Origin of the sequence: Streptococcus sp. FDAARGOS_192 (genome assembly GCF_002073815.2) — a bacterium.
Lineage (GTDB): Bacteria > Bacillota > Bacilli > Lactobacillales > Streptococcaceae > Streptococcus > Streptococcus salivarius_H.
The window spans coordinates 1,965,040-1,990,295 of record NZ_CP020431.2 but is presented as its reverse complement, the minus strand read 5'-3'; the positions used below and the strand labels follow the sequence as shown (position 1 = coordinate 1,990,295).

The following is a 25,256-nucleotide window of genomic DNA, read 5'->3' as shown; positions in this document are numbered from 1 at the left end:
TTATTGTCATTAATCTTAATTTCCTGTAAAATAGTAAGGTATGACATTTTTATAGGAGACATTGTTTCAATGAAAAAAATTATTGTAGCCTGCTTTGCAGCGCTCCTCCTCGTTTTTGGGGGAGTATCAAGCGCTCAAGCAGACGAGTATCTCCGTGTCGGTATGGAGGCTGCCTATGCACCTTTCAACTGGACGCAGGACGATAACTCAAACGGAGCCGTTCCAATCGAAGGTACTAAACAGTATGCCAACGGTTATGACGTGCAAATCGCTAAAAAAATCGCTGAAGCCCAAGGGAAGAAACCCTTGGTGGTCAAAACCGCTTGGACAGGTTTGATTCCTGCCCTCACTTCCGGCAAAATCGATATGATCATCGCAGGTATGAGCCCAACAGCTGAACGTCGTCAAGAAATCGACTTTTCAGATAGCTACTACCGAAGCGAACCTGTCATGGTTGTCAGCTCAGACGGTGATTATGCCAACGCTAAGAGCCTCAAAGACTTCAAGGATGCTAAAATCACAGCTCAACAAGGGGTTTATCTTTATAATTTGATTGACCAAATCCCAGGTGTCAGCAAACAAACCGCTATGGGTGACTTCGGTGCTATGCGCCAAGCCCTTGCATCTGGTATCATCGATGGCTATGTTTCAGAGCGTCCTGAAGCAAAAACTGCCGAAGAAGCTAGCTCAAAATATAAGATGATTACACTTAAAGATGGTGGTTTCCAGGTTTCAGATGATGACGTATCCTTGGCCGTCGGTCTTCGCAAAGGAGACAGCCAACAAATGGAGCAAGTCAATAAGGTCCTTGCTGGAATCAGCCAAGAGGAACGTGTCAAACTGATGGATCACATCATTAACATCCAACCTGCAGATAAGACTGATGAGGCTAAAAAAGGAAACTTCTTTAGTCAGATGAGCACTATCATCGCTAAGAACTGGCCACAATTCTTACGTGGTACAGGAATTACCCTTCTTATCTCAATTATCGGTACAGTTGTGGGTACTTTCATCGGTCTTATGATTGGTGTTTACCGTACAGCTCCTAAGGCTGCTAATAAATTTGTAGCCTTGCTCCAAAAACTCTTCGGTTGGGTGCTTAATGTCTATATCGAAGTTTTCCGTGGTACGCCAATGATTGTACAATCTATGGTTATCTACTACGGTACTGCCCAGGCCTTTGGTATCAATATTGACCGTACCCTAGCAGCTGTCTTCATCGTTTCTATCAACACCGGAGCCTACATGAGTGAAATCGTTCGTGGTGGTATCTTCGCTGTAGATAAAGGACAATTTGAAGCTGCAACTGCTCTTGGATTTACCCATGGTCAAACCATGCGTAAGATTGTTCTTCCACAGGTTATCCGTAACATCTTGCCAGCTACTGGTAATGAGTTCGTTATCAATATCAAGGATACCTCTGTTTTGAACGTTATCTCTGTTGTGGAACTTTACTTCGCAGGTAACACTGTCGCAAGCCAAACTTATCAATACTTCCAAACATTCTTTGTTATCGCAGCAATCTACTTTGTCCTTACCTTCACAGTGACACGCATCTTGCGTTATGTAGAACGCCGTTTGGATCAAGATACTTACACACAAGGAGGGGTTCACTAATGACTGAGACGATTTTAGAAATTAAAAACCTCAAAAAATCATACGGAAAAAATGAAGTCCTCAAAGATATCTCCCTCAGTGTCAAAAAGGGTGAGGTTATCTCAATTATTGGTTCTTCAGGTTCAGGGAAATCAACCTTCCTTCGCTCTATTAACCTACTAGAATCACCTTCAGGTGGTGAAATCCTCTATCATGGGGACAACGTCCTTGAAAAAGGTTACGACCTCACTACCTATCGTGAAAGACTCGGTATGGTTTTCCAATCCTTCAACCTCTTTGAAAACCTTAATGTCTTGGAAAATGCTATCGTAGCTCAAACAACTGTTCTCAAACGTGACCGTAAAGAAGCTGAAAGCATCGCCAAAGCTAACTTGGAGAAAGTTGGTATGGGGGAACAATACTGGAAAGCTAAACCCAAACAACTTTCAGGGGGACAAAAACAACGTGTGGCCATTGCCCGTGCCCTCTCTGTTGATCCAGAAGCCATCCTCTTTGACGAGCCAACTTCAGCCCTTGACCCAGAAATGGTAGGGGAAGTACTCAAGACTATGCAGGAGCTATCTGAAACTGGTTTGACCATGATTATCGTTACCCATGAAATGGAGTTCGCACGTGATGTTTCAGACCGTGTCATCTTCATGGATAAAGGGGTAATCGCTGAACAAGGTAGCCCAGAACAAATCTTTGAAAATCCTAAAGAAGAACGTACTAAGGAATTCCTCAAACGTTTCTTGGGTTAAAAACGAAAAAGTTAAGGTTTCGACCTTAACTTTTTTAGATTCTCAGACATACAAAAAAACGGCAGTTGCCGTTTTTTTGTCTATAATGATTAGTTACGACGTGTACGTCTGTCAACGAAACCAAGGAAGGCCAATAGTGTCATGAAGAGACCTACAAGACTGAATCCTGCTGCAGTTGACTCACCTGTTTCTGGCAAGCTGTCTGCTGCTTGTACAGGAGCTTGTTTCTCAGCTTTTGTTTGACCATAATTTACAGGAACTTGAGCTACAGTTTGAGCTGCTTGTTCTTGTGTTGTGAAAGCAATAACTTTACCATCTACATCGTAAACAGGTACTGGTGTAAGACCTTTGGATGTAATGTTAGCGAACTCTTTAGCCAATTGTGTTTGACGCTCTTTGTCTGCCTTAGCTTTCATGTAGTTATCGAAGGCTGTTTGAACAGTCGTGTATTCGCTCGTTAATTTATCACGCTTAGCTGACAATTCAACAAGTTTCGCACGTTCAGTTGAAAGAGCTGCTTTCGCCGCAGTAAATTTGGCAAAGGCTGTTGCACGTTCTGCTTTAGCCTTAGCTAGGTTACCTGAAGCATTTGTAAGGGCTGCTAGACGGTTCTTAGCAGCAGTCAAGGCTTGGTTAGCTTGTGTCAATGCTACTTGTTTCTTAGCAGTATCTTGCTTAGCAGCGTTGTAGGCATTTGTCAAACGTTGCAAGGTTGCAGAACTTGTCGCAAGTTTATCTTTAGCTGTTTTAAGCTCTGCTTGTTTTTCATCAAGAGTTGCTTGAGCTTTGCTAAGGGCTGCTGCTTTTTCTTGTGCGTTAGCATTAAGGTTTTCAACTGCAGCGTTAGCTTTTTCCAATTCTGATTTAGCAGTTGCAAGGGCTGCTTGTTTTTCAGAAAGGTTATTCTGAGCAGCTGCCAACTTGCTTGCAGTCGCTTTAAGAGCTGCAAGTTCTGACTGAGTATTCTTAAGCTTAAGAGTTGCTGACTCAGAAGCCGCTTTCTTGCTAGCCAAGTCACTTTGAGCTTGATCGTTAGCTTGCTTAGCAGCTTCATAAGCTGCTTTTGCAGCAGCAAGATTTGCATTTGAAGATGATTGAGATTGGTTACCTTCATATGGGTTAGCAATCTTAGTTGTGTCAAAGCTACTATCAGAAGCGATAGAATTTTTATTGACATTGTTTACGTGAACGTTAAAGGCACCGGCAACAACACTGATGTCTGTTCCAATGTAAGACTCACCACCATCTGCTGTAAGTCCAGAGATAGAACGAGCATGGTTCCACTCATTACCGTTAAACATGAAGTCAAGCATAGCTTCATAGACATATTTCTTAATGTCGTTAAGGGTAAATGGTCCTGTCAAACCTTGCCATGTATTAAGGTTTTCACCAATACTTACACTATTAAATGACTTACCAGCACGGTCAAGGGCGGCACTATCATGTCGTTGATGGGTAATAGCTTCCCAACCCCAGTTATCTGCTACATAACCATCTGAAACACGGTCAGCCGCAAGAACACTACCTTTTGAAACAGATGTTTGAGTTGTACCAAAGGCTGTACGAATTTGGTTAATCAAACTTGAAGCATACAATGACAAATCTGTAATTTGAGCTTCACTAAGATTATTCAAATCACTAATTTTAACATTTTTATCCGCTTCATTATCTTGATAACTATTGTTACCACGATCACGTTTATTAACGTTCTTCAAGACTTGTTCAGCTTGAGCTTTTTCTGCTGCGGTCGCTGTTTTAGACTCATGAATCTTAAGAGCATTGACATACTCTTGTGACACTGAGAATTTTTGACGAACATTAGCTGTTGAAGTTGTTGAAGATTCTGCTTTTTTCTTAGCTGCTTCAGCGGCTGCAAGTGCGGCTGCCTTTTCATTAGCTACTGTTTGAGCAGTCTCATAAGCTGCTTTAGCTTGGTTTGCTGCATTTTGGTCTGCAGTCAATTGCCCTTCTTTAGCTGAAATAGCAGTAGCTTTTTCTTTATCAGCTGCCTGAGCGGCTGCCAATTCTTCTTGAGCTTTTTTCTCAGCTGCTGTTGCAGCATCAAAAGCTGATTGCGCTTTAGCTTGGTTAGAAGCTGCCTCAGAAGCACTAGAACCATTAAGAGCTACTTTAGCGGCATCTACTGATTTTTGAGCATTAGCCACTTCAGTAGCTTTAGCATTGACATTAGCTTGATCTGTATTAACGACAGCTTGCTGTTTGTCTGCTGCATCTTTAGCAGTTTTTTCTGCTGATTGAGCTGTTTCGACTGCTGACTTAGCTTCCTTAGCTGCATTTTCAGCAGTAGTTACTTGACCTTGAGCGGCAGCAATAGTTTCTGGACTTGCTTCATCGGCTGCTGTTTGTGCCTTTTGCAAGTTAGAATCTGCTGTCGCTAGGTTTGCTTGAGCCTGGTTTGCAGCTACTTCATGATTAGCAACAACTGACTCTTGTTGCGATACTGCTTGATTTGCAGCGCTGGCTTGTTCTCTAGCCGCTTCGACTTGGGCTTGAGTTGGGACAGCTTGTGTAGCTGTCGATGATACTGATGCTGTTGTTGAGGCTTGATCGTTTGTCGTTACCTCATCAGCTTTAGCAACTGTAGCAGAAACTGCAAGTGCTGCAATTCCAGCTGTCGCCAAAACCTTTTTATTCATAAGACGAACTCCTTTTTATGTTAAAAATTCACTACTATATAATAACATTTTAATAATCTCGAAACAAGGTGCTGACTCCTAATTTTTAAAATTTAATTATTTTATAAGCTTTCATAGCCTGTTTACAAAAATCATTAAATTGTTAGTCAAAAGTAGAGTTGCTGTTTCAAAGTCCTTTTTTAGTCTTTGATTCTGCCTTATCCTTTTATTCTATCAAAACTTCGTTACAGTTTCTTAACTTTCTTTAAACGTTTTTTTGATATAATGTGTACTCATCATATGCAAATGGAGGAGCAAAGTGGCAAAAACATTAAAAACATTGAGTAACATCTTACTAGGAATCCTCTCACTGGCCTTGTCTTATTGGTTTTATAGGGGGCATCTCGAACAGTACGTTCATTACATCGCCCATTATGGCTCCTACTTTCAAGTCTTACTCAACCTAGTCATTATTGTCCTACTGAGTTACTTTGTCTACGCTTTTTTGAAACTACTTCTTACTAGAAAGCTGAAAAAACAGACACTACTCCTACTCTACTTCATTTACTTTCTTGCTCTCTTCTACCTACTTTTCTTGAAAAACATTGGTACCCAAGGTCTCTCACTTAACCCCCTTTCCTTCGCTCGGGAATTATACTGGGGTAGCCACTTCGTTCCCATCATGAACCTGTTAATGTTCATCCCTCTGGGACTCCTCTTTTCTTCACGATTGAGTAATCTCCTACTCTGTCTCCTTACCCTTTTCTCCGTCGAATCCATTCAGTACTTCGGACATTTAGGAGTCTTTGATTTGGGAGATATCACCTTAAATATGTTAGGTATCCTTATCGGAACTGCTATTCATCAACTCCCTCAATTTCAAACAATTATCAAAAAGATTTTAAGTTAAAAAACTTCCAGAATTAATTTTGGAGTTTTTTTGCTCTATAGATTAATCATCGTCAGAAAGTTTTATATGAATACAGAAAAACAGCCCTCTATATCTAGAGAGCTGTTTTGAACTCGGGCTAAAATCCTAGTGAATAAAAAAACTGCCCCATCATAGAGCAGTTCCATTTTCGTGTATTCAATTGAACAAGGCCTAAGCACTTGTATCTTGAATTAACGACGAAGTCCGAGTGAGCTGATCAACTCACGGTAACGGTTAACGTCTGTGCGGCGAAGGTATGCCAACAAGTTACGACGGTGACCGATTTTTTTCATCAAACCACGGTAAGTAGCGTGGTCTTTTTTGTGTTGTTTAATGTGTTCGTTAAGGTGGTTGATTTCCCAAGTAAGGACAGCAACTTGAACCTCTACTGAACCAGTGTCACCTTCGTGACGTGCGTATTGAGCAATGATTTCATTTTTTTTCTCTTTTGAGATTGCCATGTTTTTTCTCCTTTTTTTGCTCCATCCGAGTCTTAGGATTGGCTCTCCTAAAACCAAGAAAGAGTTGGTTTGTCTTTACGACCTCTCTATTTTAGCTCATCTACTAATCTTTGTCAATCGCAAGATTTCACTGATTAAGTTTTTGAAGCTTAGACTTTTTTGGTCATTTTTGCATTCAGAAAGAATCCAAGGAAAAGTAGGAAACTTACGATTGCATAGGCTAGAAAAATCCAACTAAAACTTGGAGATATGAGTGCCAATAATTTCAAAACATAAGGGGAAATGGCTGACCCTAGGTTACACCCTAAGAGGACATAGGCTGTCGCCTTGTTCAACAGATTTCTATCAATAGACTCAGAAAGTCGGTTAAAGATAATTGTCAAAACAGTGCTATAGAAGAAACCAACACCAACTGAAGATAAAATCAAAATCGGTAAGTTACTAGCCACTGACATCCCAAAGAGACAAACCGCTAACAAGAACATCACTATAGGCAAAAGACGATTTTTAAAATGTCCTATAAGCGAGGCGAAACTCAGTCCAGCTACAATTCCAATTCCCTGCTCTAAACTCAGTACTAAGGCTGATTGACCACTCTCAATAGTCTTACCAGCAACTTGAAACAGAGGCACGCGCAAACTAATCGAAGAATTGATACAGATGACAAAACCTGCTAAAAGAGCCATGCCAATAATCATACCAAGGTCTTTTTTGTTCAGAACCTGTTTTCTTTTTGTAATCTGCTTCTTCTCCACCTGCTCCATCGTTGGCACAAAAAGGAGATACATAATCAAAATCACAAAACCAAAACCATAGATAAGGAAGGCAAAGGTCCAATGAATTTTTAGTAACTGTCCAACCAAAAGAGAACAAGAAGCTCCACCAATCAACTCCATGGAGCCACGAATACCTAACATCTGAACCCGCTCTTTACCTTGATAACGTTGACTGATGATGGCAATCGCCTTAGCATTGATAAGACCAATCCCCATTCCAAAAGCAATACGTGACAGTAAGACAAGAGGATAGTCTTGTACAAAAAAAGGAAAAATCCCAGCACTACTAAGTAAGAGTAATCCAGTCACAATTAGCTGTCTATCACTTAGCCATTTGTCAATAAATGAATTAAGTAAGAGCATCGCGACTACGGAAAATGAAGGGACAGATACTAAAAGCTCCACTTGCGCGGCAGAAAAGGTTGCGCTATAGTAGTCCAACATAGGTGGTAACGCTGTTGAAATCGAAAAGGCCGAAATCAAGAGCAAGGATAGCCCAAGCAGGCTCATTTTTTCTAAAATTCGTGTCATAATATAGGGATAAGAACATCCTTTCCTTACTTGTCTAATAGTTATTTTTTCATTATAATCTAAGGAGACTTTAAAAAATAGGACCTAGGTCCTAAAAAAGGAGATGTATGCGTAATCATGCCATAAGACCTCAACTTGACCAGGTCTTTCCACCCCCCTACCTCAACCAATTACAGAAAGTCACCTTTCAAAAGAACGATTATATTTGTACCCAAGGGCAAGCTATCACTGAGCTGACCTACATTTTATCAGGAAAGGTAAAAATTGTTCGTTCTCTCTTCAATGGTAAAGAACATATCCTAGAAACGCTCAATCAGCCTCAGATATTGGGAGATGTAGAACTCATGACCAACCAACCAGCAGGATCATCAGTCATTGCTTTAGAAGAGGTTCAAGCAGTACAGCTCCCATTAAATAATAAAGAAGAACTCCTCAAAGACCCTGTTTTTCTCTACCAAATTGGACGTAACCTAGCTATGGCACTACATAAGCAAGGTATCACTGCCTCAACGAATGCGAGTTACTCAGTCAAAGAGCGTCTGGCCACCCATATTTTGAATAGTGAAGAAGAGAATATCTTTCAATTATCGCCATCCATTTTAGCTTCCCGTTTTGGGACTAGCTATCGTCATGTACAGCGAGTCATCAAACAATTTATCGACCAGGGGATTATCGAAAAAGAGGCTTTTAAGACCTATCGTATTTTAGAGAGACAAACCTTGGAAAAACTGGCTTTTATCGATTAGAAAAAGCCTCACCTTAATCCTTGATGGTTTAATTTTCAACCCTTTTGTGCTATAGTTATAAACAAGTAAATCAAAGAAAATAGAGGTAAACAAATGGACGCTCAAACCAAAATTATCCGCGCCAGCCATATGATTGATATGAATGATATCATTCGCGAAGGAAATCCAACCTTGCGTGCTGTCGCTGAAGATGTAACCTTCCCACTATCAGACGAAGACATTATCCTAGGTGAAAAAATGATGCAGTTTCTTCGTAACTCACAAGATCCTGTTATTGCCGAAAAAATGGGGCTTCGTGGGGGAGTCGGTCTTGCAGCCCCACAATTAGATATTTCAAAACGCATTATCGCCGTTCTCGTTCCAAATCCTGAAGACGCTGAAGGTAATCCACCAAAAGAAGCATATAGCCTTCAAGAAATCATGTACAACCCTAAAGTAGTTGCCCATTCTGTTCAGGATGCTGCTTTGGGCGATGGCGAAGGATGCCTCTCAGTTGACCGCGACGTTCCTGGTTACGTGGTTCGTCATGCTCGTGTAACTGTTGAATACTTCAACAAAGAGGGCGAAAAGCAACGTGTTAAACTCCGTGGTTACAACTCAATCGTTGTTCAACATGAAATCGACCATACTAACGGTATCATGTTCTACGACCGCATCAATAAAGACAATCCATTCGCCATCAAAGATGGACTCTTAATTATCGAATAAAGAAAACCTCAGTAGAAATACTGGGGTTTTAGTTTGAAGATAAGGCCTTAGTGCCACTTTATAGCTAAGTCAAAGTAGAAAAGAACCGACTTTCGTCGATTCTTTTTTCATTGTCTGAACCTGTCCTCAGACAAGCATATTGTATAGTGTTTCGTTACCGTGAAGGTTGATATAACTTGGGTCAAAGGCCGAAAGACGCTCGAGAAGTCCATCATAGTCGTTCTTATCACTAAGAGCTATACCAATGAGAACCGGACCTTTTCCTTTATTAGCACGTTTGATGTACTCAAAACGAGTGATATCATCATTTGGTCCCAAGATATCATTTACAAATTCACGAAGGGCACCAGGACGTTGTGGGAAGTTAACCACAAAGTAATGCTTGATACCATCGTAGATAAGCGCACGTTCTTCCATCTCTGGCATACGGTTGATGTCATTGTTACCACCTGAAATGATGCAGACGATGGTTTTTCCTTTAATCTCATCTTTGATCACTTCCAAAGCTGCCACTGATGCCGCACCTGCGGGTTCTGCAATGGTACCAACCTTAGAGTACATATCAATTAGGGTTTCTGAAATCAATCCTTCATCAACTCCCAAGAGGCGGTCAACATATTTACGTGCGACTTCATAGGTCTTGACACCTACCTTTTGAACAGCAATCCCGTCCGCAAACTTATCAATTTCTTCGAGTTTTACAGGATAACCACGGTCAAAGGCAGCACGCATACTACGAGCACCACTAGCCTCAACACCAATAACCTCCATAGACGGTGCTACATCCTTGATATAGGTAGCTACACCAGAGATAAGGCCGCCACCACCTACTGGAACCAAGATACTATCGAAGGAAACACCTTCCTCTTGAGCCTGCTCATAAATTTCATAAGCAACAGTTCCTTGCCCCGCTTGGACATTATAATCGTCGAATGGATCAATGAAAGTCATCCCTTCAGACTTGGTATATTCCTGCGCTGCTTGGGCAGAAGCATCAAAGGTATCTCCCACCAATTTGATTGTTACAAACTTGCCACCAAAGAAACGGACTTGACCAATTTTTTGGAGAGGTGTTGTTACTGGCATAAAGATGGTTGCCGGAATCTTCATCTCGTTACAAGTGTAGGCAACCCCCTGAGCATGGTTTCCGGCTGATGCACAAACCACACCACGCGCCTTATCCTCATCACTCAATTGATGGATAGCATAGTAGGCTCCACGCAATTTGAAAGAGCGTACCTTTTGCATATTTTCTTTTTTAATATAAATGGTCGCCCCGTATTTTTCAGATAGGTAGCGATCAAAATCTAGTGGTGTGCGTTCCACCACGTTTTTTAAGACTTCATTAGCCTTTACGATATCATTTGCAGTAATCATTGGCTCTCCTTTGACACAATATTCAAACTATTTCTATTGTATCACAATTTTCAGAAAAAATAGCAGCCAGTATAAAGAAAACTCCTTGTTTACACAAAGAGTTCTACTTATTATTTATCAACTTTTTTTGACATCAAGAAGTTACGAAGAGCTGCAAGGGTTGCCGCACCTGCAAGGACAATAGCTGTAAGGATAGCTACAGCATGTTCTCCCCACTTGTGAGATTTTGCTGTTTTAGCAATTGTAGCCTTAAGATCTTCAGTTGTTCCTTTTTCACCTGCTTGCGTCGTTGTCTTACTTGCAAGGTTAAGATCTTGACTACCATTGTAAGTATTATCTGACGAAGCTGTATTGACAAGGTCTTGACGGCTACTGCGAGTATAGCTGACATTTGTTGTAATGCTATCAATCATCTCAACAATATTTCTGATTGTTGTAGCATCGTACAAGCCACCCTCAGTATCTTTCAAGATAGATACTGCTAATTTTTCAATAGAAACTTCTGAAGAAGCTGCTACCATAGAGTGAGATTCTGAGCTTGCTGTTTCTGAATATCTTGCATAGTTGCTAAAGAGTGATGCTGCTTCTGTAATCGTTTCAGAAGTACTTGGTAAGGTTTCTGAGACGCGAGGAGCTACAGAGAGTCTATTCCAACTATTGATGTTTTCTGATAGTCCATCAAGGATGACTTCCTCTGATGTGCTTACTGTTTCTGAAATCGCCGAAGTCACTTCTGAAGTGCTCACTTGACTTTCTGATTCTGTCAATGAAACAGCTGGTTCTTCAACTACTTCTGATTCTGAAACGACTGTGCTGATTGAATTCTCTGATTCAGATGCTGAAGTCTCTGAAGTTGATGCTGCTGAGATAATATCAGTTTCTGAGACCTTCGATGATACTGTTGTGCTTTCTGATACTTCTGACGGAGCAACTGAGACAATTGTGCTAGTAGTTTCTGAAACAAGGCTAGTGCTTGCCTGACTCTCTGATTCTGTCAAAGAAGCCACTGGTTCAACTACTGTATGTGATTCTGAAATTGCTGTCGTCGTTGAAATTGCTGACTCTGAAGTTGATGCTACTGAACTATTTTCAGTTTCTGATGCTTCCGATGATACTGTTACACTTTCTGATACTTCTGATGAGACTGTTGAGGCAGCTGTGCTTGCAGCCTCTGAAGCTGGTGTAGTGATTGAATCTGATGCTACTGTACCTTGATCCGTATTAGATACTGAGTTGTCATCTTTCTTATCATGTGCGGTCTCTGACACAGCTATCGCCACTGGAACAGCTGCTGAGTTTACTAACTCGTCAACTGATGGTGCTGGTTTAGTTGTTTCATCTAGTTTAGGAGCTTCAACAGATGGTTTCGTATCAGTTGGAGCCTCTGAACCTTTATTTACTGTTGTATTTTCTGATTTAGCTGTTTCTGAGCTTGCTTCAGATGTTACTGTATTATCTACTTTCTTACCAGCTTGGTTAGTAACTGGTTTCAAGATAACTGGTTCTACCGGTGTTGCTGTTGTGTCTTCCTTGATATAGAGCATGTTCCAAAGAGTTAGTTTAGGAACTGAAATGACAAGCACTGGTTGACCATTTTCATCTGTTTCAAGGCTTGCTTGTGCCTTCTTCATGCTTGAAGTTGCCCAATCATCTGGTGATGTCACATAGACTTGATCAGCAATTTTAGCTGCTTCTTGAGCTGTTTTACCTGCTAGACTAAGACGAACTGTGAGATTTTCTTGTGCGTCCGGTGTTTTATTGTCCGCATAACCCTCTTCATTATGCCAGCCCGCATTGATGCCCATCATGTTAATCATTTGAACAGTTGAGAAACCTTTTCCTGATTTAGCAAATGTCCAAACTTGATTTCCTGTCACACCAAGAGCATCTTTAGAAAGGATTTCACCAGAAGCATTCTTGGTAGATACAGACTGAGTGCTGTTAGTCACACCCTCACCACGGAGAAGATTTTCATAAGCAGTGATGAACTGTTGGTAATTGTAAAGCTTACGAATAGTGTCCTTAGCCACACTGAGGTATTGAGTTGGGTAATAGGCACTTTGAAGAACGTTAAGGGCTGCATTAGCATTGGCAAGGGCTGCAATGGACATGTGATAACCACCGGCTGCAGCTACTGTCGCATCTACGAGAAGAGTCGCATCAGCTTGCAATGGCTTACCAGCAAGGGCATCTTTACCTGCACCGTTAGTTGCTTTTCCACCAGGAACAGTATAGTCAATACCTGGTTCTTCCATGTAGGCACCAACGATAAGTGATTTACCAGTTTTATTGCGTACCATATCGATACGTGCTTTCAAATCACCATAGGCAACCTGCATACGTCCTGGAATAACTGAACCACCATTTGTCCAAAGCTCATTATAAACAACATCTTGACGTGCCTTGGCTAGTTTATCATCATTACCACCATTAACATCATTGATTGTGATGTAGTACTTTTCACCGATGAGGTCCTTCATGGCATTAATAAATGATGCATATGAATCAGACATCATGTGTGAGTCAGCCTCGTCTGTGCTGTTACGGTGCTCATAATCAGTCACACGGTTGTCACCAATTGTATCACCTTGCCAACCATCGAATCCCATACGATCCATAGCTGATTTCATGACACCTGCGATATATTTTTGCCAATCTGGATTCGCTGGATCATAGTAAACTTGAGTTGGGTTATCACCGATAGTGTAAGTCATCGGTTCACCCTTCTTACCAAAGCTATCGTAGAAGTTATAAGCCAAAGCAGCAAGTGGAAGGGTTGGATTCTTTGGATTTGAATCTGCTGAAATCATGTTATAAAGCATGGCAACAGCACCTGACTTATGAACTTGGTCAACCAATTCTTTAACAGCCTTAGTGTCAACCTGAGTGTGACTCCAGGTATTCCATTTTTGAACAAAGCTATCGACACCCTCTGGGAAAGGATCTGTAGCTTCGTTATAAGCATCATAGAAGAAATATGAGTTGATATTCATAGACTTCATGAGCTCAAGCTCTTTACGGTAGGCTTCAAGATTTTTAACAAGAATACTGTTTTGATCAGTTGGCGAACCTGCTACAATACCGTAACGTGGGAAAACTGTCCAATCATCTTCAACAGACAAACCAGCACGCTTGCTTGACAAAGTACTACCAGATTTATCATTGACACTGATTGTCACCAAATAACCTGTATTGTTTGTCAACCACTCTGACGCTACTGTCAAGTTTGAAACCTTAGCTGAAGCTCCTGCCGCTAGCGTAAGATCAACGTTATCTTGACCGATAATTTCTGAAGCATGTTGAAGTGTCAAGTTGACAGTCATCGTCTTAGTTTCTGCTGTTGGATTAGACACAACAACGGAATAATTAATATCACCATCTGTCTTGCTATAAGCTGCTTTTGTTGTTTCTGGATCTGTCAAGTAAGCATCACCATTCAAGTTTTGCTCTGTCACTTCTGTAACTGGTGTTACTTGAGCAGTTGAATGGCGTCCTGCTTCAGTAGCATTATCAGATGATGATGTGATGGTTTCCACAGCAGCTGACTCAGGAGCTAGTGCTTCACTGGCTACAAGCGTTTCTGAGCTAGCACTTTCTGCTGGCACAGCTTGTGAAAAGATTGTAGAAGCTGTCGCTGTTGTTGCAGTATCTGTCGCAACAGCAGCAGATGATGGACCTACTTCTGTTGTCGCTACTGGAGCAACGGCCTCAGTTGGTACCACCACCAAGTTATCTGCTTCAGTTGTAATAACTGGTTTTGTTGCTTCTGAACTGACCACGTTATCTGCCTTGGCAACCTGATTCATCCCTAGGACACCACCGGCTACAAACAAACCTGATAATAATTTAGTTGACGCTACTTTCTTTGACATATCTCTCTATCCCTCTAAAAAAGTTTAAATCACCTCGGCGTTTCAAATTATCACTATTTGTATTTGCATGCTGTAAACTCGAGTTATTTTTAGTTTCATAAAAATCGCTTGGTGTTTCTTATGAAACTAATGTTAACTTAATCTTTTTTGTAAGACAAGGGAATTTCCGGTAATCCTCGTAAACGGTAATTTTTTCATCATGAATGGTCAGGTTTTTTCAGAAATTTGAGAACAACATTTTCTAATTTCATTAAATATTCACTTGATTCAGTCTACTTTAAATGACAAAAATAAATCCCAAATAATGAAAATCCATCACCTAAATAGTTCATGTGAGAGAATAAAAAAACCACCTCTCACACAAGGCGAGAAATGGTTTGTTTATCGATTTTTGGTATCTAAAATAATGGTCACAGGTCCGTCATTAACCAGGCTAACCTGCATATCTGCGCCAAAGCGTCCTCTTTCTACAGGAACATGAGTTGACAAGGAATGGTTGAAATCGTCATATAACTGGCTAGCCATGTCGGGCTTTGCAGCACCTGTAAATGCCGGTCGATTCCCTTTTTTTGTATCTGCAAAAAGCGTAAACTGAGAAATCGACAAAATCTGACCGCCAATATCCTTAACAGAAAGATTCATCTTGCCATCTTCATCTGAAAAAATGCGCATATTGACAATCTTACGAACTGCATACTCTAGGTCCTCTTTGGTGTCCTCTGGACCAACTCCAACCAAGAGTAAAAGTCCCTGCTTAATAGCGCCAACCGTAGAATCCTCAATAACTACAGAGGCACTTTGCACGCGCTGAATTACAATCTTCATCGCAGTAACTCCTTACCCATTCGTACGTTTAACACTGTAAACATCAGGGATAATTTTAATCTTATCCACAAGACCAGTCAATTCAATAAGGTTTGCAATTTCAAAGCTAACGTGAATATTGGCAAACTTCATGTCCTTAGTCGGTTGTGCATTGACCGTAGCAATGCTCTTGGTCGTATTTGACAAGATTTGAAGAACATCATTCAACAGACCAGAACGGTTAAGGCCATAGATGTCAATCTCTGCCAAATAAGATTTATTGGCATTACGCTCATCCCACTCCACTTCGATTAGACGTTGCTCATAACCTTCTTGACTCTTGATATTATTACAATCGGAACGGTGAATAGCAATTCCACGTCCCTTGGTGATATAACCTTCAATCTCATCTCCAGGTACTGGGTTACAGCACTTAGCGATACGCATGAGGAGGCCTGAAGCACCTTGAATGATGACGCCATTTTCACTCTTAACCTTGAGAACTTCTTTCTTCTCAGTCTTAACTTCGCCACCGTTCATTAGCTCTTCAGCTTCAGCTTTTGCCTTAGCACGCTCTTCCTCACGGCGTTCTTTTTCTGTCAAACGATTGAAAACAGCAGCAGCACTAATTTCACCAAAACCAACAGCGGCATAGAGAGCTTCTTCACTACGCACACTCATACGAGGGAGAATTTCCTCAATATGTTTCTTGTCTAGGTACTTATTGGCAATATAGCCATGCTCTTGGAAGTAGGCAATCAAAAGCTCACGACCCTTGGTGATAGAAGCTTCCTTGTCTTGATTTTTAAAGAATTGACGAATTTTATTTCTGGCCTTGGTGGTCTTAACCATCTTAATCCAGTCACGGCTAGGACCAAAGGAATTGGCATTAGTTACAATCTCAACCACATCACCTGTCTTGAGTTTGGCTGTCAAGGGCACCATACGGCCATTAACCTTAGCACCTGTGGCCTTCTCACCAACTTGGGTATGGATGGCATAGGCAAAGTCAATAGGTCCTGAATCTTTAGGCAGTTCCTGAACAGCACCATTTGGCGTAAAGACATAAATACGCTCTGAGAAGATATCCTCTTTAACAGAGTCAACAAACCCCATAGCATCACCATTTGAGGCGTCTTGAAGTTCAACAAGATCTTTAATCCAGTTCATTCCCAAAGCGGACTCTTTCGAATCTACCTTGCCCTTGATCCCTTTCTTGTAAGCCCAGTGAGCTGCAACCCCGTATTCGGCAACTTGGTGCATTTCCTTGGTACGGATTTGGATTTCAATAGGTCCTTTTGGTCCATAAACCGTTGTATGGATAGACTGGTAACCATTGGATTTAGGATTGGCAATATAGTCTTTGAAACGGCCAGGCATGGGGCGCCAGAGCTCATGAATGTATCCCAACATGGCATAAACATCACTGTGCGTCTCCATGACACAACGGATGGCAATCAAATCATAAATTTGATCGAAGCGCTTTTTCTTGTCGCGCATCTTACGATAAATAGAGTAGATATGCTTTGGACGACCATAAATATCACCAACAAGTCCTTGTTCAGCTGTGTAGGTCTTAATTTTATCGACAATCTCGTCCACAAGTTCCTCACGCTCACGACGTTTTTCCTTCATCATGTGAGAAATCTTGTAGAATTCCACCTCATTAAGGTAACGGAAGGACATATCTTCCAATTCCCATTTGATACGACTGATACCCAGACGGTGAGCCAAAGGAGCATAGATTTCCATAGTTTCACGAGAAATGCGCTCTTGCTTATCCTTGCGAAGATGCTTTAGGGTACGCATATTGTGTAAACGGTCGGCCAATTTAACCAAGATGACACGGATATCCTTAGACATGGCCATAAGCATCTTACGGTGGTTTTCAGCCAACTGCTCCTCGTGGGACTTGTACTCAACCTTACCAAGCTTAGTAACACCGTCTACGATATTTCGTACATCCGTACCAAAATCCGTTTCCAAATCATCGAGCGTTTTTTCGGTGTCTTCAACGACATCGTGTAAGAAACCACAGGCTACTGTCACTGCATCAAGATGAAGGTCTGCCAGGATACCTGCCACTTGAATAGGGTGAATAATATAAGGTTCTCCTGACTGACGAGATTGCCCACTATGAGCATCTGTCGCATAATGCCAGGCTTTTTCAACTAATTTCAAATCATCTGCTGACATGTAGGCCGAGCAAATATCTAAAATTTCTTCTCCTGTTACATTTTTATCTTTAGCCATGATTTCTTCCTTCGCTTCTTTTAATAACCTTTATTTTATCACTTTTACAAGTAAAGAAAAAGAGCTAGATAGGCAATTATTAACTGCAAGGAGCCAAAAGGAGCCAACTTGAAAAGCACAATATCTTGTGTTAGAATGATTGAGCAAACACAAGATATAGATAGAAAGAGGACGCTTATGTCTCAACTTACCCTCGTTTATATTAGTCTAAGTGGCAATACCCAAAGCTTTGTCAAACGTATGTCTGACTACCTATCCCTCAACCACGGGATTGAATGTCGCCAAATCAATATTAAAGAGCTTAATCATGAAACCTTCCAAGTAGATGAACCCTTTGTCGCACTCTTGCCAACCTACCTTGAAGGTGGAAATGGCGTTGACAATGGAGATGTTGAGATCCTAACCAATCCACTGGGTGACTTTATCGCGGCCCATGGCAATCACGAACGTTGTTTTGGTATCATCGGTTCTGGTAACCGTAACTTCAATAACCAGTACTGCCTAACCGCCAAACAGTACAGTCAACGTTTTGGCTTCCCAATGTTGGGAGACTTCGAGCTACGCGGCACACAGTCTGATATCGAACGTCTGGCACCTATTATCCTAGAAGCCCAAAAGAACTTTAACCAACGCTAAAACTAGAGCAAAAAAGCCCTGTCAGGGGCTTTTTCCTTTGCTTAATTTTTTTCGTGTTTTTTAATTCCAAAGAACCCAGCCAAGGTCATAAGAACCAGACCAGCTAAAGTTGCTGACACAGATTCGTCTGAACCAGTGTTTGGCAAGGCCTTAACTGAACTTGAACCTTGAGCTTCTTGTACTTGAGCTTGAGGCAAGATAACGACTTGAGCATTTGACAATTGGATAGCTGGGGCAGGTTTAGCCACGCTGGCACCTACAGTAGCTTTTGGTGTCTCACGCTTAGTTTGATCCGCTGTCTCAGAACCTTTTGGTGACTTCTCAGATTCTTTATTAGTCGTATCCTCAACTTGATTTGTCTTTTCCTTAACAATCAAGCGGTACTCTGCAAATCCTGCTTGTGTTGATGGTCCTACATAACTAATGGCATCCTGACCAGCAAGGTGGGCACGCGCATTGTCAGATGAGGCAAAACGGATATCTGCATTCGTAATATTAGGGACGAAACTCCAATTTCCATCGGCAGTTGGGTTAATTGTCTTCTCGCTAACGATATAATCAATGATGGCCTGACGATTCTCAAGATTGAGGAGGCGTTTTTCGGCAGCATCTTTAACACCAGGGAAGTTACCAGTCGCACGATAGTTGTTAGTCACGACAAGGAAAGTCTGATTCAAATCAATAGGTTTACCTTGATAAGCCAAGTCACGAACACGGCTAGCGTCTGGGTTAACCAACTTACCTTCGCGATCGTATTTGTTAGGTTGTGTCAAATCAAACTTATAAGTCAACCCATCAATCACATCATAATTGTATGAGCGATAGCTACTGTTAATGAGTTGCTGTGGTTCTTTGCTGTTAGGATCAATTTGATTGAACTGTCCTGCAGACATTTCCAACCATTCTTTAATTTGTGCCCCAGTCACTTTGAGTAGGGCAGTAACATTGTCGTAGAGGTAGAGGTCTGCGACGTTCTTAATGGCCAATGGGCCAGCTGGGATATCGGTATAGTAGGTCGCATCCCCACGAGTCCCTGCCTTGAAAGGTGCTGCAGCTGAGAGGAGTGGAAGATTCTCATCTGCTGTTCCCGCTACTTGTTTTTTAGCATACCATAGTTGTGCATTATTAACGATTTGAATAGATGGATCATCCTGAACCTGAGCAAAGTAGCTAGTAATTGGTGCAGTAGTCTCACCAACTTCCTTACGTACATAGTTGATTGTTCCATTATGGTCATGAGCTGCCATGTCAATTAAGTCCTTGTCCGCAACATCTGACTTAGTATCAATCTTTTCAAGCTTAGCCTTACTATTGACAACTTTCCATTTGCCGTCCGTGTAAGTCAATTTGACATCCATGATACCTAGATGATCTCCGAATTTACCAGCCATAACCACGGGCTTCCCATTGATGAGACCATTGACATCATCTACACCAGGGTATTTTGCATAAAAACTTGTGCCATCTCCATTTGGGAAATCAGCGTGAGAATGCCCTGTCGCAACAGCATCAACGCCTTCGATACCAGCAATTTGGTAACCTTCATTTTCCTCATTCTTAGTGTATTCATTGTCACCAATACCAGAGTGAGCAGCAACAAGGATAAAGTCAGCTCCTGCAGCCTTCATCTTAGGAACGATAGCCTTAACAGCCTCCATTGGATCATCAACAGTTACCTTACCTTCAAGGTTGGCCTTATCCCAAACCAAAATCTGTGTTGGAAGGACACCAGTAATACCGATTTTTAGTGTTACCTGTTTGCCGTCCGTATCAGTAAAGGTCTTGTTAACAATCTTATAAGGGTTGTAATAGTAATCACCAGTCTGAGCATTACGCACATTGGCATTAATAATGTTAATCTTAGCAGCCTTAACCATACGATCCAAAAATTCTAGACCATAGTTAAACTCGTGGTTTCCAAGCGTTTCGGCGTCATACCCAAGCATCTCAAAAGCCTTGTACATAGGGTGAGTCTCACCTTGGGCAACAGGATCAATCAAAGCCTTATAAGTCCCAAAAGGAGTTCCCTGAATCGTATCCCCACTGTCCACTAAGACCGTATTGGGATTAGTTTCACGAGCTTTTTTGATAAGGACAGCAGTTTTAGACAAACCAACTGTTTGAGACGGCTTATCTTGATAATAGTCATAGTTAACCAAGTTGGTATGAAGGTCTGTTGTTGACAAAATCTGCATATCAACGGTCTGCCCCTCATGAGCAGGCTCTGTAACCGGTTCAGCCTGTACTGGTACTGCTGGTGTCACCTGGTTAGCATTGGTCAAAACAGCACTGGCTTCTTGACTTGCTTGGTTCGTTGAGGTATTAGCTGATGGCTCTGTAGACGCATTTGTCGCTACTGTTGTTGGTGTAGCAGAGACAGTCTCTGTTCCTCCTTGAACAGCTGTCCCAGAAGTTCCTTGTCCTGATACTACTGATGCACCACTATCTGCCACAGTTTCGGTAGAAGCAGTTGGTACAGGTGCCGTTGCTTCATCAGCTTGCCCTACGACTTGTGGCACAGTCAAGAGAGCAAAAAGGCCCAAAACCACAGCGGATTGAGTCACATAACGATTCGTTTTCATTAAAAATCTTCCCCTTTTATAAAGATAATACAATTATATTAAAACTAAATAAGATTATCAACTTTTTTAGAATTACTCGATTTGTCATACAAAACCAATGGCAAGATGCAATCTTAGCTTAAAAGTGTCAAATACAAAAAAAGTTGGAACAAGGCCAACTTTCTCTTATTTATTCAATTCTAGGGCATAACTGACACTACTCAAAGCGTAGAGAGGAGCCGTTTCCGTCCGCATAATACGCGGTCCAAGCCCAATTTTAAGGCCACCAGCTTCCTCAAAAGCATCAATCTCAGACGGAGAAATACCACCTTCTGGTCCAAAGATAAAGAGAATTTTCTGACCACTCTCTACCTGAGCCAACTCACGAGCTAGAGTAGCCAACTCGCCCGCTTTGGCGGTTTCCTCATAGGCGATAAAAATCTTATCAAAATTATCTAATTCTGATAGAAATTCTCCCTTCTTCTCGAACAATCTAACTTCTGGAACACGATTACGCTTGGATTGTTCTGCAGCTCCTAGAGCAATCTTGGCAAGTTTATCTTCCTTCTTGGCAAGCTTCTTACCATCCCACTTGACCACAGACCAGTCGGCAGGGAAGGACCAAATAGCCTGAGCTCCAAGCTCTGTTGCCTTTTGTGTCACCAACTCTAGCTTATCTCCCTTGGGAAAGCCAGAGGCAATGGTTACAGATACAGGCATCTCAACATTATCATTTAAGTCTTCAATCACTTCAAAGACATGGTTCTCACGGTCAGTCACACGCGCAAGACGCTTGATACCGTCTTCAAAAACCAAGACAACCTGATCAGCTTCTGTTAAACGCATAACGTTAAACATATGCTTCACAGTATCCTTGTCTTTGATGATTACTGGATTTTCAACCTGCCCCTTTATAAAATACTGTTGCATTTAGCCTCCGATCACACCTGAAATATCATCTGTCTTCTTGAAGACACAAGCATTCCACTCTCCCTGAACCATGTGAGTTTCTAGGAAGAAACCTGCTTTCTCAGCCGATGCACGCACCATATCCCATTTTTCAGAGATAATCCCTGACATAATCAAATAACCTTCGTCCTTAACCAAACGGTAGGCATCTTCCGTCAGGTGAATGAGAATATCCGCCAGAATATTAGCCACGATAACATCAGCTTCTTGAGTTACACCCTTCAAAAGATCACCTGCAGCAACGTGGATATTTTCCATGCCAGGATTCATATCAATGTTTTCCTGTGCCACTCGAACCGCCACATCATCAAGGTCATAGGCGTAGATTTCCTTAGCTCCAAGAAGAGAGCTAGCAATCGAGAGGACACCTGAACCAGTTCCCACATCAATCACCGTCTCGCCACCACGAAGCACCTGTTCGAGTGCAAAAAGACTCATCTTAGTCGTTGGGTGTGTTCCGGTTCCAAAGGCCATGCCAGGATCTAGCTTGATAATCTTCTCACCTACTGATGCCTCATAATCCGTCCATGACGGTACGATAGTCAAATCGTGGGTAATGCGAGCTGGTTCATAGTACTTCTTCCAATTCTCAGCCCAGTCTTCTTCAACCAATTCTTGAGTAGCCAAGTGAATATCTCCAGTTTCAAGACCAAAATCCGTCAACTCAGCCAAACGCTCATTAACCTGCTTAGTAATAGCTTCGATATCTGCTGACTCCGGATAGTAAGCCGTAATTTTAACCGTCTCAACCTGTTCAACCTCAGGATAAAGCTCACCAAAACGGTCCGCATTTTCCAAATAATCTGCACTATCATCAATAGCCACACCCTGGCTTCCAGATTCAATTAAAATATTAGAAGCCACCTCTTCGACCTCACGATTAACCTCAATCGTTAGTTCTTGCCATTTGTCCATATATTATTTTCTTCCTTTTCTGATAAATAGTCTTTAAAGCGTTCCTGCAACTGGGGAATGACTCCTTCTGCTTTTATAAAATCCTCTATAGGCATTAGTTTAAATTCCTGTCCCTCGTCACCAAAACGAATCTCACGATACTGCTCTTGGCTAATTTGACCAACCACAAAAACAGCTGACCTATCTTTATCCAACATACTAGGATAGATTTTCGACCAAATAATAGATTCCTCTTTCAAAGTCAAGCCCAGCTCCTCCCAGACCTCACGTTGAAGACATTCAAGAGGCGTTTCTTGACCTTCTCTTCCACCACCTGGCAACTCCCATGTATTTGGCCAAGGAATATCTGGTTTATTATCTCTGAGAATGACTAAAATACTTTGCTCTACGAGTAAGGCAGCTTTAACACCTGTAAAATCGAACTGATCTTTTAAATAAGCATCCATCCCTTTTCGCTCCCTTTAATACCTTGGATAAGCAAAAAATTCCTTCTCTTCAAGTTGAGCTTTCCCTTTTTCGAAAGCTTCTTTGTCCCAAACCAAACCGAATTCCTCAGGTCCATCATCAGATAGAAAATCCATCAAGTCACTCAATCCTTCTGTTGCCACCTCATTCAAGGTCTCCGCAAAATAGGACAAAAACTCACGAGATAGACCTTTCTTAGGTTCATATGGAATTGTCACTAGGTAGTCCTCTTCATCAAAACGTGATTTTGCTGGATTATAAAAGAGCACGTAATCCTCAAAAATGACATCTTCATCAGACACTTCACCCTTATCATCAATAGTCTCCACATTACTACTGTTTTGCGCTTCTAGGATGAACGTTACTTCCACAGCATGATTCTTTTTATCCCAGTCCATCGCAAAATCATAGTCCAGGTGCTTATCCAGTTCTTCTTCTAATACTGACAAAAAGCCGAATTTAGCCATTTGTTTTCCTCGTTCTTTCTTATTATTCCCTTTATTTTAGCATAAAAGGAGCCAATAAAAAACAGAGTAGGCTATCCCACTCTGTCTTAGATAATTATTTAGCATTTTCAACCGCTGCTGTCACAAAGGCACTGTAAAGTTCTTCCGCATGATTTGGACGGCTATGGTATTCTGGGTGGTATTGTGCTGCCACAAAGAATTTCTTGTCTGGGAGCTCCACCACTTCCATCAAACGATTATCTGGTGACACACCTGAGAAGACAAAGCCTTCAGCCTCAAACTGTTCACGGAACTTGGTATTAAACTCATAACGGTGACGGTGACGACGTTGAACAACTTCCTGGTTGCCATAAGCGGCAGCTGCCTTAGAACCTGGTTTCAACTTACATGGGTAAAGACCAAGACGAAGAGTACCACCCATGTCTTCAATGTCAATTTGATCACGCATAATATCGATAATTGGATATTTTGTGTTTGGATCAAGCTCAGCTGAATTAGCGCCATCCAAGTGAAGAACGTGGCGAGCAAACTCAATACATGTCAATTGCATACCGAGACAGACACCTAACATTGGCACATCATTTTCACGTGCATAACGAATAGCTTGAATCTTACCTTCAGTACCACGTTGACCGAAACCACCAGGAACAATAATACCATCAGCATCAGCCAAACGAGAAGCAACATTTTCAGCAGTCAAATCATTAGCATTGACCCAGTCAATATCAATGGCAGTATCATTTGCCAAACCTGAGTGTTTAAGTGCCTCAACTACTGACAAGTAAGCATCGTGAAGCTCCACATACTTACCAACAAGAGCAATTCTAGTTGTTTTCTTAAGGTTAAGCACCTTATCAACCATAGCAGACCACTCTGTCATATCTGCAGCTGGAGCATCCAGTTTCAAATGATCACAAACGATTTGATCCATACCTTGAGCCTGCATATTAAGTGGCACTTGATAGATATGTTCCACGTCGAGTGATTCGATAACAGCCTCAGGTGCAACATCACAGAATTGAGCCAATTTATTCTTGATTCCTTGACCAGCAGGTTGTTCTGTACGAATAACCAACATATTTGGTTGGATACCCAAACCACGCAATTCCTTAACAGAGTGTTGCGTTGGCTTTGTCTTCATTTCACCAGCAGCCTTCAAATAAGGAAGAAGCGTTGTGTGGATATACATAACATTGTCAGAGCCCACATCAGCCTTCATTTGACGAAGCGCTTCAAGGAATGGAAGACTTTCAATATCACCAACCGTACCACCAACTTCAGTGATAATGACATCTGAATCAGTTGTTGTCGCTGCGCGCTTAATCTTGTCTTTCAAAGCATCTGTGATATGCGGAATCACCTGAACAGTCGCACCAAGATACTCTCCTTTACGTTCCTTACGCAAAACTTCGCTATAAATCTTACCAGTAGTCACGTTAGAGTATTTATTAAGATTGATATCAATAAAACGTTCGTAGTGACCAAGGTCAAGGTCAGTTTCAGTACCATCATCAGTGACATAAACTTCACCGTGTTGGTAAGGACTCATTGTTCCTGGGTCAATATTGATGTAAGGATCAAATTTTTGAATCGTAACCTTAAGACCACGATTCTTAAGCAAACGCCCAAGACTTGCAGCTACAATCCCTTTACCAATTGAAGATACCACACCACCAGTGACGAAAATATATTTTGTCATGTTAACTCCTTATAATATAATTCAAAACAACTACAGATAGCAGATTGATTACCCACTCAGATAATCACGATAGTCCTTCCCTAGTACCTGAT

19 protein-coding genes are annotated in these 25,256 nt (G+C 41.5%); 6 read left to right on the top strand and 13 right to left on the bottom strand.

Annotated features, from left to right (window positions below; translation table 11 throughout):
* Window positions 1-69: 69 nt before the first annotated feature.
* Window positions 70-1,617: an ABC transporter substrate-binding protein/permease gene (locus tag A6J31_RS10280; RefSeq protein WP_080611127.1), complete on the top strand. Its 1,548-nt coding sequence runs from the start codon at window positions 70-72 to the stop codon at window positions 1,615-1,617.
* Entirely contained in the window at window positions 1,617-2,357 is a 741-nt protein-coding gene (locus A6J31_RS10275; protein ID WP_002886432.1) for an amino acid ABC transporter ATP-binding protein, read from the top strand. The genes A6J31_RS10280 and A6J31_RS10275 overlap by 1 nt, the downstream gene beginning before the upstream one ends.
* An 89-nt stretch (window positions 2,358-2,446) precedes the next feature.
* Here the strand turns inward: A6J31_RS10275 and A6J31_RS10270 are convergent, their stop codons facing one another.
* Complete coding sequence (locus tag A6J31_RS10270; protein WP_080611125.1) at window positions 2,447-5,014, bottom strand: SEC10/PgrA surface exclusion domain-containing protein; 2,568 nt, start codon at window positions 5,012-5,014, stop codon at window positions 2,447-2,449.
* A gap of 298 nt (window positions 5,015-5,312) precedes the next feature.
* On the opposite strand from A6J31_RS10270, the gene A6J31_RS10265 reads away from it, so the two are divergent.
* Complete coding sequence (locus tag A6J31_RS10265; RefSeq protein WP_080611124.1) at window positions 5,313-5,903, top strand: VanZ family protein; 591 nt, start codon at window positions 5,313-5,315, stop codon at window positions 5,901-5,903.
* A 212-nt stretch (window positions 5,904-6,115) separates the two neighbouring features.
* Here the strand turns inward: A6J31_RS10265 and rpsO are convergent, their stop codons facing one another.
* Together rpsO and A6J31_RS10250 are read right to left on the bottom strand one after the other, a co-directional pair.
* Window positions 6,116-6,385, bottom strand: coding sequence for a 30S ribosomal protein S15 (gene rpsO / locus A6J31_RS10260; protein ID WP_002883618.1), 270 nt, complete (start codon window positions 6,383-6,385; stop codon window positions 6,116-6,118).
* A 149-nt stretch (window positions 6,386-6,534) separates the two neighbouring features.
* The gene (locus A6J31_RS10250; RefSeq protein ID WP_080611121.1) at window positions 6,535-7,692 is read right to left on the bottom strand and encodes an MFS transporter; all 1,158 of its coding nucleotides are present in this window, start codon (window positions 7,690-7,692) and stop codon (window positions 6,535-6,537) included.
* A gap of 107 nt (window positions 7,693-7,799) precedes the next feature.
* Here A6J31_RS10250 and A6J31_RS10245 point away from each other — a divergent pair, with 107 nt between their 5' ends.
* Window positions 7,800-8,438, top strand: coding sequence for a Crp/Fnr family transcriptional regulator (locus A6J31_RS10245; protein WP_013989967.1), 639 nt, complete (start codon window positions 7,800-7,802; stop codon window positions 8,436-8,438).
* 93 nt (window positions 8,439-8,531) lie between these two features.
* Entirely contained in the window at window positions 8,532-9,146 is a 615-nt protein-coding gene (gene def, locus A6J31_RS10240) for a peptide deformylase (RefSeq protein ID WP_002883663.1), read from the top strand.
* A 126-nt stretch (window positions 9,147-9,272) separates the two neighbouring features.
* On the opposite strand, the gene ilvA is transcribed toward def, so the two are convergent.
* The 4 genes from ilvA to A6J31_RS10220 all read right to left on the bottom strand — a co-directional run bounded on the left by ilvA (window position 9,273) and on the right by A6J31_RS10220 (window position 17,452).
* On the bottom strand, window positions 9,273-10,523 hold the full coding sequence (gene ilvA / locus A6J31_RS10235) for a threonine ammonia-lyase IlvA (RefSeq protein WP_002883616.1): 1,251 nt from the start codon (window positions 10,521-10,523) through the stop codon (window positions 9,273-9,275).
* Window positions 10,524-10,633: 110 nt separating this feature from the next.
* On the bottom strand, window positions 10,634-14,395 hold the full coding sequence (locus tag A6J31_RS10230) for a glycoside hydrolase family 66 protein (protein WP_080611119.1): 3,762 nt from the start codon (window positions 14,393-14,395) through the stop codon (window positions 10,634-10,636).
* Window positions 14,396-14,776: 381 nt separating this feature from the next.
* Entirely contained in the window at window positions 14,777-15,220 is a 444-nt protein-coding gene (gene dtd / locus A6J31_RS10225; RefSeq protein WP_064521122.1) for a D-aminoacyl-tRNA deacylase, read from the bottom strand.
* Window positions 15,221-15,232: 12 nt separating this feature from the next.
* Window positions 15,233-17,452: a RelA/SpoT family protein gene (locus A6J31_RS10220; protein ID WP_080611117.1), complete on the bottom strand. Its 2,220-nt coding sequence runs from the start codon at window positions 17,450-17,452 to the stop codon at window positions 15,233-15,235.
* 177 nt (window positions 17,453-17,629) lie between these two features.
* Between A6J31_RS10220 and nrdI the strand changes: the two genes are divergently transcribed.
* On the top strand, window positions 17,630-18,088 hold the full coding sequence (nrdI, locus tag A6J31_RS10215; RefSeq protein ID WP_002883589.1) for a class Ib ribonucleoside-diphosphate reductase assembly flavoprotein NrdI: 459 nt from the start codon (window positions 17,630-17,632) through the stop codon (window positions 18,086-18,088).
* Between the two features lie 41 nt (window positions 18,089-18,129).
* Here the strand turns inward: nrdI and A6J31_RS10210 are convergent, their stop codons facing one another.
* From A6J31_RS10210 to A6J31_RS10185, 6 genes are all read right to left on the bottom strand, one after another.
* The gene (locus tag A6J31_RS10210) at window positions 18,130-20,670 is read right to left on the bottom strand and encodes a bifunctional 2',3'-cyclic-nucleotide 2'-phosphodiesterase/3'-nucleotidase (protein WP_064521118.1); all 2,541 of its coding nucleotides are present in this window, start codon (window positions 20,668-20,670) and stop codon (window positions 18,130-18,132) included.
* A 165-nt stretch (window positions 20,671-20,835) separates the two neighbouring features.
* Window positions 20,836-21,579, bottom strand: coding sequence for a 16S rRNA (uracil(1498)-N(3))-methyltransferase (locus A6J31_RS10205; protein WP_080611116.1), 744 nt, complete (start codon window positions 21,577-21,579; stop codon window positions 20,836-20,838).
* Window positions 21,580-22,533 carry a 50S ribosomal protein L11 methyltransferase gene (gene prmA / locus A6J31_RS10200; RefSeq protein ID WP_080611114.1) on the bottom strand — a complete coding sequence of 318 codons (954 nt, stop codon included), beginning with the start codon at window positions 22,531-22,533 and terminating at the stop codon, window positions 21,580-21,582.
* Window positions 22,512-22,979 (bottom strand): NUDIX hydrolase, encoded by a 468-nt coding sequence (locus A6J31_RS10195; RefSeq protein ID WP_080611112.1) that lies wholly within the window; start codon window positions 22,977-22,979, stop codon window positions 22,512-22,514. The genes prmA and A6J31_RS10195 overlap by 22 nt, the downstream gene beginning before the upstream one ends.
* Window positions 22,980-22,994: 15 nt before the next feature.
* A complete protein-coding gene (locus A6J31_RS10190; RefSeq protein WP_037598883.1) occupies window positions 22,995-23,465 on the bottom strand; it encodes a DUF3013 family protein in 471 nt (156 codons plus the stop codon).
* Between the two features lie 94 nt (window positions 23,466-23,559).
* The gene (locus tag A6J31_RS10185; RefSeq protein ID WP_080611110.1) at window positions 23,560-25,164 is read right to left on the bottom strand and encodes a CTP synthase; all 1,605 of its coding nucleotides are present in this window, start codon (window positions 25,162-25,164) and stop codon (window positions 23,560-23,562) included.
* Window positions 25,165-25,256: the final 92 nt, after the last annotated feature.